The sequence below is a fragment of the Vibrio sp. BS-M-Sm-2 genome, assembly GCF_041504345.1.
Lineage (GTDB): Bacteria > Pseudomonadota > Gammaproteobacteria > Enterobacterales > Vibrionaceae > Vibrio > Vibrio satsumensis.
Window position 1 is genome coordinate 2,880,420 of record NZ_CP167894.1, and the last position, 12,305, is coordinate 2,892,724.

The window sequence follows — 12,305 nt, forward strand, 5'->3', positions numbered from 1 at the left end:
GAGAGAAACAATGAGCCAAGAATTTAATATTGCTATTTTAGGTGCGACTGGTGCGGTTGGTGAAACCATTCTTGAAGTACTTAAAGAGCGTAAATTCCCTGTCGGTGAAATGCACTTACTAGCAAGTGAACGTAGTGAAGGCAAAACTTCCCGTTTTAACGGCAAAACAATACAAGTACAAAACGTAGAAGACTTCGATTGGTCTCAAGTACATATTGCGTTTTTCTCTGCAGGTAGCGAGCTTTCGGAGCGCTGGGCTCCAATTGCAGCTGATGAAGGTGTTGTTGTTATCGATAATACATCACGTTTCCGTTACGAATACGATGTTCCTCTGGTTGTGCCTGAGGTGAACCCTGAAGCAATTGCTGAGTTCCGTAACCGTAACATCATCGCGAACCCTAACTGCTCGACTATCCAAATGGTAGTCGCTCTGAAACCAATTCACGATGAAGTGGGCCTTGAGCGTATTAACGTTTCAACTTACCAATCTGTGTCTGGTGCGGGTAAGCCTGGTATCGATGAGCTAGCGGGTCAAACGGCTAAGCTTCTTAATGGTATGCCAGCTGAAAATTCAGCATTCTCACAACAGATCGCGTTTAACTGTATTCCTCAAATCGATGAATTTACAGAGAACGGCTACACGCGTGAAGAGATGAAGATGGTTTGGGAAACTCAAAAAATCTTTGCTGACTCTTCAATCACAGTGAACCCGACTTGTGTTCGCGTACCAGTATTCTATGGTCACGCAGAATCTCTGCACATTGAAACTCGCGCGCCAATCGGTGCAGAACAAGTGGTTCAGCTTCTAGAGAACACAGAAGGTGTTGAAGTATTCCAAGCGCTAGACTTCCCAACTCAAGTTCGTGATGCAGGTGGTAAAGACCACGTAATGGTTGGTCGTATTCGTAACGACATCAGCCATCACAGCGGCGTGAACATGTGGGTTGTAGCTGATAACGTTCGTAAAGGCGCAGCAACAAACGCAGTTCAAATCGCTGAAGTTCTGATTCGCGATTACTTCTAAGCTTTATTGCTTTGATAAACAAGCCTCACTCTTTAGTGGGGCTTTTTTAATCGATTGAAAATATTGTTAGTCAAATTGTGTGAAATTGCTGCGAATATTGTTGCTGCAACACATTTTTTGTTTTCATCTCTATAGTTTTACGTCATTTATCCGATATATTTAATAGATCATCACTTTTCCGAATTTAAGCACCTAGCTGAGCCTTTTATGTTTCAAATTTTCAAGCCGTGGTTAATGCCCTTTGCCTTTATCATTGCGACTCAGATTTCCGTTGTTCGTGCAGATTCCATTCGAGTTGTAGGACCTAATGGTCAGATACAATCAGCGCCTACGTTTTCAGAACCTCTTCAAAGAGCGCAATCGAATAGCGCTGAGCCTTCACGTTTCTATGGTCCAACTCGCGGCTCAGAAACATTGTGGTCTATTGCTTCAAAGTTACGCCCTGATAACTCCGTGTCAGTCCAACAAACCCTGTTGGCTATTTATCGCTTAAACCCACAAGCGTTTGAAAACCAGAATATCCATAGCCTGCTGCCTGCCAGTAATTTACGTGTGCCTTCTTTAGATCAAACACGTGCAAGTTCGACGCAGCAAGCTATCAACATCATGAACTCACATCTTGCTAAGCTTGATGCGCCAGTGACCAAGTCTGCAGCTTCAAAGCCAAAAGCAGTTCAAACCTCAAATCAATCGAATACTGGCTCAAAAACTACCACGCCTACAAAACAAGCCAGCTCAACTGAAGACGCTAAGAAACCTGCCTCGCTTGTTCCATCATCTCCAGCGAAAGAGATGAATAAGCTTGAGAAGCAGCTAGAGCTTTCAGAAACTGAACTACTGTCACTTGAAGAGAAGAACCATCAGCTTCGTTTGATGTTGTCGAATGTTCAATCGGAAGTCGATGAGTTAAAAACAGAGCTCAGTGATGAAGACCGCATTCGTAGCGAAGTGGAAAAGCTGCTTGATGAAGAGCGCAGAAAGAACGCCGAAATTGAAAAAATGGCACCAAGTGCACTGGACGAACTGTTATCGAATGGTTGGTTAGTGGCGGCTCTTGCGATTATTCCAGGTTTGCTACTTGGTTTGATCATTGTGATGCTGTTAGGCCGTCGCTCTAAAAATGCTGAGCAACAGCAAATCACTCAAGATCAACCTATTCAGCCACAACCAAGCAGCGTTGCGCCTATTGCATTGGGCGATGAAATGGACGACCTGAACGAACTCTCTTTAGACGATGACTTGTTTGGCTCAGAAGATGATGCCAACAAGTTGTTTGACGACCAAGCACTGGTTGAAGAAGACGATGTATTTGCTGGTTTAGATGAATCTGATCTTGATTTCAATCTGGATGGTGAAGACGATGACCCGTTTGCCAGCATTGGTGAAAATGGTGATTTAGATACTAACTTCGACGATCTAGATTTAGACAGCAGCAACGGTATCAGTGTTAATAGCGAAGACAAAGCGCTTGGTCTTGAAGAGATGGAGCGCGCGCTAGACAAAACAGCGGAAAGCGCACTCGATAGTGATGATGTTGACTTTGACCTTTCTGATGATAACGCAATGTCTGCTGATGACATTGAAGCCTTGTTATCTCAAGAGGGTGAAACTGAAGATCTAGGTTCCAACGAGCTAGACCAGTCTCTGTTAGATGATCTGTTTGCTCTTGATGATGAAGATGACGACAGCTTCGACATTGATGCGTTGATTTCTGAAGAGCAAAGTGATTCGCCGTCTAACACTGAAACACCAGCAAGTGATGATTTTGACATTGATGCGCTTATCTCAGAGCAACAGACTGATACTGCTCCTGAGAATGTAAGCAACGACGAATTTGATATCGAAGCTCTTATCTCGGAACAGCAATCCCCTCAACCTTCGGCTTCTAGCGTAGAAGATGATATTGACGATATCTTTGCTCAGGTTGCCGCTCAGAACGATCAAGCGAATGATCCTTTTAACCTCGATAGCGACGATGAGATTGCCACTAACTTAAACAGTGGTTTGGCGTCTGATGATGATATCGAGAACATTCTATCTCAGTTCGATAAGCCAATCGTAGATGAAGAACCTCAAGATAGCGTTGACCTGCTTGATGAGCAATTGGCAGGGGATGACGTTGATCTAAGTAACTCGACAGACCTCCTTGATGAAATGTTGGAAGACGAATCGGGTGTAGAGTCTGAAAGTGAGCCTTTAGGTTTTGACTCCCTATCTGAACTTGAAGAGCTTTCTGGTTTATCGACGGATGATGACCTAAACATCGCAGAAGACAGCACGGAAACCTTGGATGAATTGATAGGCGATTCTGACGATGATGATTTCGAACTTGATGCCGAAAGTACCGACTTACTGGATGATTTTCTTGATAGTGAATTGTCAGGTGATGAGCTTTCAGCGGATGTACAAGAATCAGAATCTTTAGACCCGTTTGATGACTTACTGACAAGTGGCATTGAAGATGCGCTTGAGTCTGAAGAGAAGGCGTTTGATAAAGAGCTTGATGCAGCCTTTGGTTTTAACAACGTCAACGAGGAGCCGGAAAAGGACTCAGGCGTTGCTCTTACTCCGTTAACCTCAGAAACATCTGACGTTGAGCCTGAGCAAGCGTCGGACATTAGTGAAATAACACAACCTGAAATCGTTCGTGATGAATCGCTAGATTCGGAACTGATCCAAGAAAGTGCTGACGTTAAGCCAGAAAATGATGAAAACTTCAATCGTGATGACTTTATCGATGACTTGTTCGGTGTCGCACCGGCAACGGATGCTTTGCTTGATGACTCGCTAGAAACAACAGACGAAGCGTTGATTGATGAGTTAATGACTTCTGATGACAATGATTCGCTGCAAGCGACAGAAGAGCCTGTTGAGCCCTCAATTGAAAATACGGTTGAACTAGAGCAAGCGTCTCTTTCAGATAGCAACCAAGCATCAGCGGACGAAATTGCATCATCGGTTGAAGATGACGAACTGGATATCGACTCGCTGTTATCTGAGAATTCTGATTTTGACAAACCAGCTTTTGAAGAGCGAGTTCAAGAAGAAATTGCGTCACTAGAATCAGAACCGAAAGAAGCCGACGTACAAGAGCAGCGCGAAGACATTGCTGCTAGTTTTGAAGAGCAAGCTTCACCATCATCTTTAAATGATATCTCTGAATATGAAGAAGAGACGGTTGAAGACTGGTTAGCTGAAGCGATCGACGATGTAGAGTCGCCTGCGGACGTAGCTTCTGATTTTGACTTTGAACCGAAAATCCAAGGTAGTGAACAATTTGAAGATGTTGTTGAATCCTTGCCAGAGCCAGAGCCAGAGCCAGAGCCAGAGCCAGAGCCAGAGCCAGAGCCAGAGCCAGAGCTAGAGCCAGCTCGTGCTGCAAATATGCCAGAGATCATTCCGAATGAATTTGGTGTGCCGCAAGACGATGATTGGCTGATTGAAGACGATACGTCTGCACCAGAAGTATTAGCAGAAACTGATGTAACACCAGAACCAGTAACACCTGTTGTTGAACCTCAGTTAGACGCTGAACCGCAAGTTGAAGCTACACCACAAGCGGAAGTGGCAGAACAAGAAAGCGAAGAAGAATTCTCGTTTGATGACTTCGAACTTCCAGAGTTTGGTGAAGAAGACGCACTGGCGGAAGCTGATGCTGCGCCACAATCAGAAATAGCGAAACAAGAAAGCGTAGATGAGTTCTCGTTCGATGACTTTGAGTTGCCAGAGTTTAGTGAAGAAGACGCACTAGCGGAAGCTGATGCTGAATCAACACCAGAACCAGTAATGCCAGCTGTTGAGTCTCAATTAGATGTTGAACCTCGAACTGACGCTCAGGGTCAAGACGACGAAGAGTTCTCGTTTGATGACTTTGAGCTACCAGAGTTCGGTGAAGAAGACGCACTAGCAGAAGCTGATGCTGAATCAACATCAGAACCAATAACGCCTGCTATTGATTCTCAACCAAGTGTTGAATCACAACCAACCGCTGAGCCTCAACTAGATGCTGCACCAAAGGCTGAAACTGCTAAACCAGAAAGTGAAGAAGAGTTCTCGTTTGATGATTTTGAGTTGCCAGAATTCGGTGAAGAAGATGCATTAGCTGAAGTGGTGAGTGAGCCGGATGAAGCTCAATTAGAACAAGACCTATCTGATGGTACAGAGAAGTTCGAGTTCAATGACCTTGATCTTCCAGAGTACGATGAAGAAAGCGCAAAAGCGGACTCTGTTTTAGATGATATTGAGCAAAGCAGTGCTGAGCCAGTAGCAGAAGATGAAGACGTAGAGTTCGATGAGCTTGATTTACCAGAATACGGTGAAGATGAAGCCATCTCAGACGCGTTTGCAGAGAAACCAACACCACTGACTTCTTTCAGCCCACAAGGCGAAGAGCAAGATGCGTTGCATGATTTGTTCGCGAACCCACAAAGCTTCAGTCAGGCTGAAGATTTCTCGAATCCACAAGACTCTGAGTTGGCTGGTTTTACACAGCCAGAAGAATCACTGAGCACAGCTTCTGAGCTAAACTCAACGCCTACAGCGGTTCAAGACGAACCACTAGAAGGCTTTGATGACTTTGATGAGACAGCATTAGCTGAGCTGCTTTCTGAAGATGTTCAAGACTCTGTCGACAACATGTTTAATAAGCCATTGGATGCAACATCGATTGATAGTGCAGGGCTAGATATTGATGCCATGCTTGAAGTTGGTGGCGAAGACTGGAAAGGCTTTAACCTAGCGCCAGAGCAACAATCGAGCATGCATCATGATGTGCCTGACGACCAACAAGAGATTTGGGCGTCGGCTGAACAGCAAGCTGAACCGAAGATCAAAGAAGAGAATTGGGCTCAACAAGACAACCTAACCGAATCAGGCAGCAGTCGTGATAAGCAATACATGACGATTGATGAACTGATGGCTCAAGTCGAGCGAGAAGGTGAAGAAGTCACTAATCCAGACGATGAAGAGCTTAAACTGGATGTTGGTCTCAACGAATTCCCTGATGTTATCGGTGATATTGGCAATTATGATGTCGACAGTAATGCAGAAGCTGCGGGTAAGCTTGATTTGGCTAAAATCTACATCGAGATGAGTGACTCGCATGGGGCAATTAAGCTTCTAGAAGAGGCAATCGTTGACGGCAGCGATGATATTCGTCGAGAGGCAAAAAATCTTATCGATTCGTTAAACGGTCGATAAATTAACAAATCATAAAGGGTAGCGTTGGCTACCCTTTATTTTTAGATGATACAGAGCGCTATTGTTTGATTTGCTTTCCTAAAAGCATCGCCTAGGTCGATGCTGATTGTTTATTGAAGTTTTAGCCCCATCCTATTTGGGCTAGCACTGATTTCCGTATATACTTCTCGCCCATTTTCAAAGAGAACAAGAACATGAAAATTGCTTTAGGTATTGAATATAACGGTACCCACTACTTTGGTTGGCAGCGCCAACGAGACGTGAAAAGTGTCCAAGAAGAATTGGAAAAGGCTCTTTCAGTTGTCGCGAATCACCCTGTAGAAGTTATGTGCGCAGGTCGTACAGATGCCGGTGTTCACGGTACGGGACAAGTCGTTCACTTTGAAACTAATGTCGATCGTAAAATGGTGGCATGGACAATGGGCGCGAATGCCAACATGCCAAAAGATATTGCGGTTCGTTGGGCGACAGAAGTGAATGAGGATTTTCATGCTCGCTTCTCAGCAACTGCCCGCCGTTATCGCTACATTATCTTTAACCATGCACTTCGCCCTGGCATTTTGAATTCAGGCGTGAGCCATTATCATGGCCATCTTGATGAGAAAAAAATGCACGAAGCGGGTCAGTACTTACTTGGTGAGAATGATTTCACTTCGTTCAGGGCAACACATTGTCAATCCCGTAGCCCATGGAGAAACATGATTCACTTGAACGTGACTCGTCATGGACACTACATTGTGATTGATATTAAAGCGAATGCGTTTGTTCACCACATGGTGAGGAATATTACTGGTAGCCTTATTGCCGTAGGTAAAGGTGAGCAGAAACCAGAGTGGATCCAGTGGCTTTTAGAAGCTAAAGATCGAAAAGTAGCCGGCGCAACTGCAAAAGCGGAAGGTTTGTATCTTGTGGATGTTGATTATCCTGAACATTTTGAGCTACCACGAGAGCCAATTGGTCCTCTATTTTTGCCGGACAATTTGAACTAAATGTGAGACTTAGGTTCAAAAAATATTACGGTTTAGTGCGTAAGATAGTGCCAGAAAATAGGTACAACCAGTTTTTTATCTACAGTCGCTGTTTTATGTGCTTTAATTCCCACGCATAATTCCCAAATTTATTTCTTTCGCAATCAAGCGGAAGAATCGAAACAAAAAGGTCTTCCATGAGTTGGCTTGAAAAGATTTTAGAAAAAAGCAACATCGTAACATCTCGTAAAGCGTCTATCCCTGAGGGTGTTTGGACTAAATGTACTTCTTGTGAGCAGGTTCTGTACCATGCAGAACTAGAGCGTAACCTAGAAGTATGTCCAAAATGTGACCATCACATGCGCATGAAAGCACGTCGTCGTCTGGATACCTTCCTAGACAAAGGTGAGCGTGTTGAACTCGGTGCTGATCTTGAGCCACAAGACAAGCTGAAGTTTAAAGACTCAAAGCGTTACAAAGAACGTATCTCTGCTGCTCAAAAGAACAGTGGTGAGACAGACGCATTAGTTGCAATGAAAGGCGAACTGCTTGGTTTACCTATTGTAGCGTGTGCTTTTGAATTCTCATTCATGGGCGGCTCAATGGGTTCTGTTGTTGGTGCTCGCTTTGTGAAAGCGGTAGATACTGCTATTGAGAACAACTGTGGTTTAGTTTGTTTCTCTGCAAGTGGTGGTGCTCGTATGCAAGAGGCATTGATGTCTCTAATGCAAATGGCGAAAACCAGTGCAGCTCTAGAGCGCTTATCTGCGAAAGGCCTACCGTTTGTTTCAGTAATGACTGATCCAACAATGGGCGGTGTTTCTGCAAGTTTGGCAATGCTTGGCGATATCAACATTGGTGAACCAAAAGCACTGATTGGTTTTGCTGGACGTCGTGTAATCGAACAAACGGTACGTGAAGACCTTCCTGAAGGTTTCCAACGTAGTGAGTTTCTTCTAGACCACGGTGCTATCGACATGATCGTTGACCGTCGTGAGATGCGTCAGCGCGTTGCAAGCCTTGTTGCTAAAATGACCAACCAGCCTTCACCATTAGTAGTTTCTGTGAACGATTCACCGAATGAAGCTACTTATGAAGTACCAGAAGCGCCAGAAAAAGGGTAAAGTACCTTCTAACAAACCAACTTAATTATGGTTATGAGTTAGATGAGTCAACAACCTATTCCTCAAGCCACATCCTCTTTGGAGATGTGGCTTGATTATTTATCAAACATCCACACAACCGCTATTGATCTTGGATTAGACCGAGTTCAGGCCGTCGCCTCTAAGGCAAACCTTACCAAACCTGCTCAACATGTTATTACTGTTGCCGGAACCAATGGCAAAGGCTCTACATGTGCACTGATGGAAGCGATTCTATTGGACGCTGGTTACTCAGTTGGTGTCTATAGCTCTCCCCACTTAATTCGCTATAACGAGCGTGTTCGTATCAACGGCCAAGATCTATCTGATGAAAAGATGGTTCAGTCTTTCGATTTCATTGAAAAAGAGCGTGGCGAAATTAGCCTGAGCTTTTTCGAATATGGCACTTTAGCTGCGTTACGTGCGTTTCAAACTGAAGCGGTTGATGTTGTGCTATTAGAAGTTGGTTTAGGCGGACGTTTAGACGCTACCAATATCGTTGAGCATGATGTTTCTGTGATTACTAGTTTGGCTGTCGACCATGTTGACTGGCTTGGTGATGACATCAATGTAATTGGCTTTGAGAAAGCGGGCATTTATCGTAGCGGTAAACCAGCTATTTGTGGTCAACCTAAACCACCGGTAACGGTTGCGGCACACGCTGATGACATTAAGGCTGAGTTCTACCAAGTTGGTATCCAATACACCTATGATGTTGACGGTGATACGTGGAACTGGCGCAGTGGCGCATTTCAACTGGAATCGCTACCTATTCCAAACCTACCGTTACCTAATGCTGCAACTGCGTTGATGGCATTGGGCACATCAGAGCTTAGTATTAGTGACGTGAACGTTGTTAACGGTATGAAGAATGCGCAGCTTCCAGGGCGTATGCAGCAAATTAGCGAACAACCCGTGATTGTGCTTGATGTGGCGCACAACCCTCATTCTGCTGAATATTTTGCGCAGCAAGTTACGAAGAAGTATGCAGGTAAAAATTTACACGTTGTAGTCGCCATGCTTCATGACAAAGATATCCCAGCGACATTGGAAGTATTAGCGCCAATCGCAACTCATTGGTATCCAGCTTCATTACAAGGGCCACGCGCAGCGACAGCCGCTGAATTGTGTCAAAGCCTACCTGACAGCGTAGAGCAGCATTCAAACCCTGTCGCAGCGTTTGAAGCGGCTTTAGCTGCTGCTAAAGGTGACGATGTTGTGTTGGTTGTCGGTTCTTTCCATACCGTGGGTGAAGTGTTGGAGCATTGGCAGAAAAAAGGAAACTAAATGGCAAGTAAATTCCAAAGCCGATTAGTCGGCACCATCATTTTAGTGGCCATTGGCGTGATTGTATTGCCCGATGTGCTAGATGGTAAGAAGCTCCACTATAAAGAAGAGTTTGCAAGCATTCCGATTAAGCCTGAGCTTGATAGTAATGTTGAAGTGTTTGAAGTACTCGATCCCGTTGAAGATCAGATAGCGCTACCGGATTCTCCGGTTGAGCAAGTGGTTGAAAGTGGTCGTACTGACAATTCAAACACGCAAACCGCGTCTTCTTCCAATAATAAAGAAGCAGACAAAGTGGCGGTCGTGGTTAAGCCAGTACCGGAAAAAAATGAATACCAAGACAGTGCTTGGATTATTCAATTGATGGCTTTGAAGAATGCTGACAACGCAAAAAATGTTGTTAAGGATCTGCAAAAGCGCGGTTATCAGGCTCACACCAAGCAAGAAAAAACTTTTACGCGAGTAATTATTGGCCCGGATGTCTCTAAATCCAAACTTGAGCGACAAATTAAGGAATTAGAAAAAATTACGGGTTCAAAAGGCCAGTTGCTCAAATTTAAACCGTTAAATCCATAAGAAAACGTTTGCGTCAGCATTTTTTCTGTTAAAATGCGCGCCAACTTAAGATGAAGAATTCATGAATTGGTTAGATTTTGTCATTTTAGGCGTGATCGGCTTCTCTGCCGTGATCAGTTTAGTTCGTGGTTTCGCTAAAGAAGCCTTGTCACTCGTAATTTGGTTTGGAGCATTTTTTATTGCTAGCCAGTACTACGCTAAATTAGCAATGTACTTCACCAATATCGAAGATGAGATGTTTCGAAACGGAACTGCGATAGCAGCATTGTTTGTTGCAACGTTAGTTGTGGGTGCCTTAGTTAACTATGTCATCGGTCAGCTAGTTCAGAAAACAGGCCTGTCAGGTACAGATAGAATCCTCGGTGTCGTCTTTGGTGGCTTACGTGGTGTTTTGATTGTTTCTGCAGTGTTGTTTTTCATGGATGCGTTTACTGCATTCCCAAGTTCTGAGTGGTGGAAGAATTCGCAATTGGTTCCGGAATTTAGTCGAATCATTGCGCCGTTCTTCGAGCATTTACAAGCAACATCTAGTTTCTTATCTGGCGCGCTCTAGCGCCAGTTAATGTCGAAAAATCGAGGATTAGGACATGTGTGGTATTGTTGGAATCGTGGGTTCAACACCTGTAAACCAGTCTATTTATGACGCTTTAACGGTATTGCAGCATCGTGGCCAAGATGCCGCTGGTATTTGTACCATAGAAAGCAATCGTTTCCGTCTGCGTAAGGCGAACGGTTTAGTAAAAGATGTTTTTGAAGCAAAACACATGCAGCGCCTACAAGGTGAAGTTGGTATTGGCCATGTTCGTTATCCTACAGCGGGTAGTTCAAGTGCGTCTGAAGCTCAGCCTTTTTACGTAAACTCTCCTTTTGGCATTACGTTGGCACACAACGGTAACCTGACGAACGCAAATGAAGTTCGTGAAAAGTTGTTCGAAAAAGACCGTCGTCATGTAAATACAACCTCTGACTCTGAAGTTCTACTGAACGTATTAGCTCATGAGATCGATACCGTTAAAGGTAACGTGACTTCAGATGACGTTTTCCGCGCTGTTGCAAATGTGCACCGTACAATTCGTGGTGCTTATGCTGTAACTGCGATGATCATCGGCCACGGTATGATTGCATTCCGTGACCCACATGGTATTCGTCCACTGTGCCTTGGTAAGCGTGAAGTTCAAGGTAAAACAGAGTACATGGTAGCGTCTGAATCGGTAGCACTCGATGCTGTTGGTTTTGACTTCATGCGCGACGTAGCACCAGGTGAAGCTATCTACGCAACGTTTGACGGTGAGCTTTTCACTAAGCAATGCGCAGACAACCCACAACTAAACCCATGTATCTTTGAGTTTGTATACTTTGCACGCCCAGATTCATTTATCGACAAAATTTCGGTTTACAGCGCACGCGTTGAGATGGGTGAGATGCTTGGTAAGCGTATTAAAGAAGAGTATGCAGACTTAGATATTGATGTGGTTATCCCAATTCCTGAAACATCGAATGATATTGCGCTACGAATTGCTCAAGCGATCAATAAGCCATACCGTCAAGGTTTCGTGAAAAACCGCTATGTTGGTCGCACGTTCATTATGCCTGGTCAGCAACAACGTAAGAAGTCGGTTCGCCGTAAGCTCAACGCAATCCGCTCTGAGTTTAAAGGTAAGAACGTTCTTCTAGTTGACGATTCTATCGTTCGTGGTACGACATCAGAGCAAATCATCGAGATGGCTCGTGATTCTGGCGCAAACAAGGTTTTCATGGTATCAGCGGCTCCAGAGGTTCGCTTCCCTAACGTTTACGGCATTGATATGCCGAGCGCGACAGAGCTGATTGCTCATGGTCGTGATAACGAAACGATTTGTAAGCAGATTGGCGCAGATGCTCTGATTTTCCAAACACTACCAGATTTGATTTCTGCAGTAGGCATGGGCAATCAAGACATCGCACGCTTCGATACATCAGTATTCAACGGTGAGTATGTAACGGGCGATATCGACCAAGCGTACCTAGATTTCCTAGACTCTTTGCGTAATGACGACTCAAAGGTTCAACGTGAGATTCAACAAGATCTTGCGAACTTAGAGTTACACAATGAAGGTGCTTAATTAGCGT

General features: G+C 44.4%; 8 protein-coding genes. All 8 read left to right on the forward strand.

What is annotated here, in order from left to right; all coding sequences use genetic code 11:
- Positions 1-10 precede the first annotated feature (10 nt).
- The 8 genes from AB8613_RS13305 (at position 11) to purF (ending at position 12,298) form a co-directional block, all read left to right on the forward strand.
- Complete coding sequence (locus AB8613_RS13305) at positions 11-1,024, forward strand: aspartate-semialdehyde dehydrogenase (protein WP_017062350.1); 1,014 nt, start codon at positions 11-13, stop codon at positions 1,022-1,024.
- A gap of 207 nt (positions 1,025-1,231) precedes the next feature.
- Entirely contained in the window at positions 1,232-6,223 is a 4,992-nt protein-coding gene (locus tag AB8613_RS13310; protein ID WP_372383933.1) for a FimV/HubP family polar landmark protein, read from the forward strand.
- 194 nt (positions 6,224-6,417) lie between these two features.
- Positions 6,418-7,212, forward strand: coding sequence for a tRNA pseudouridine(38-40) synthase TruA (truA, locus tag AB8613_RS13315; protein WP_004734161.1), 795 nt, complete (start codon positions 6,418-6,420; stop codon positions 7,210-7,212).
- 176 nt (positions 7,213-7,388) lie between these two features.
- Positions 7,389-8,315: an acetyl-CoA carboxylase, carboxyltransferase subunit beta gene (gene accD / locus AB8613_RS13320; protein ID WP_372383934.1), complete on the forward strand. Its 927-nt coding sequence runs from the start codon at positions 7,389-7,391 to the stop codon at positions 8,313-8,315.
- 42 nt (positions 8,316-8,357) lie between these two features.
- Positions 8,358-9,620 (forward strand): bifunctional tetrahydrofolate synthase/dihydrofolate synthase, encoded by a 1,263-nt coding sequence (folC, locus tag AB8613_RS13325; RefSeq protein WP_372383935.1) that lies wholly within the window; start codon positions 8,358-8,360, stop codon positions 9,618-9,620.
- Entirely contained in the window at positions 9,621-10,196 is a 576-nt protein-coding gene (locus tag AB8613_RS13330) for an SPOR domain-containing protein (RefSeq protein ID WP_052878957.1), read from the forward strand.
- Positions 10,197-10,257: 61 nt separating this feature from the next.
- Positions 10,258-10,749, forward strand: a complete 492-nt coding sequence (locus AB8613_RS13335; RefSeq protein ID WP_009848678.1) for a CvpA family protein — start codon at positions 10,258-10,260, stop codon at positions 10,747-10,749.
- Positions 10,750-10,783: 34 nt separating this feature from the next.
- Positions 10,784-12,298: an amidophosphoribosyltransferase gene (purF, locus tag AB8613_RS13340; RefSeq protein WP_060982247.1), complete on the forward strand. Its 1,515-nt coding sequence runs from the start codon at positions 10,784-10,786 to the stop codon at positions 12,296-12,298.
- Positions 12,299-12,305 lie beyond the last annotated feature (7 nt).

What these genes read in the sequence shown, in the direction of transcription:
- AB8613_RS13305 (WP_017062350.1), top strand. Translation starts at nt 11, where the DNA reads ATGAGCCAAGAATTTAATATTGCTATTTTAGGTGCGACTGGTGCGGTT.
- AB8613_RS13310 (WP_372383933.1), top strand. Translation starts at nt 1,232, where the DNA reads ATGTTTCAAATTTTCAAGCCGTGGTTAATGCCCTTTGCCTTTATCATT.
- truA (WP_004734161.1), top strand. Translation starts at nt 6,418, where the DNA reads ATGAAAATTGCTTTAGGTATTGAATATAACGGTACCCACTACTTTGGT.
- accD (WP_372383934.1), top strand. Translation starts at nt 7,389, where the DNA reads ATGAGTTGGCTTGAAAAGATTTTAGAAAAAAGCAACATCGTAACATCT.
- folC (WP_372383935.1), top strand. Translation starts at nt 8,358, where the DNA reads ATGAGTCAACAACCTATTCCTCAAGCCACATCCTCTTTGGAGATGTGG.
- AB8613_RS13330 (WP_052878957.1), top strand. Translation starts at nt 9,621, where the DNA reads ATGGCAAGTAAATTCCAAAGCCGATTAGTCGGCACCATCATTTTAGTG.
- AB8613_RS13335 (WP_009848678.1), top strand. Translation starts at nt 10,258, where the DNA reads ATGAATTGGTTAGATTTTGTCATTTTAGGCGTGATCGGCTTCTCTGCC.
- purF (WP_060982247.1), top strand. Translation starts at nt 10,784, where the DNA reads ATGTGTGGTATTGTTGGAATCGTGGGTTCAACACCTGTAAACCAGTCT.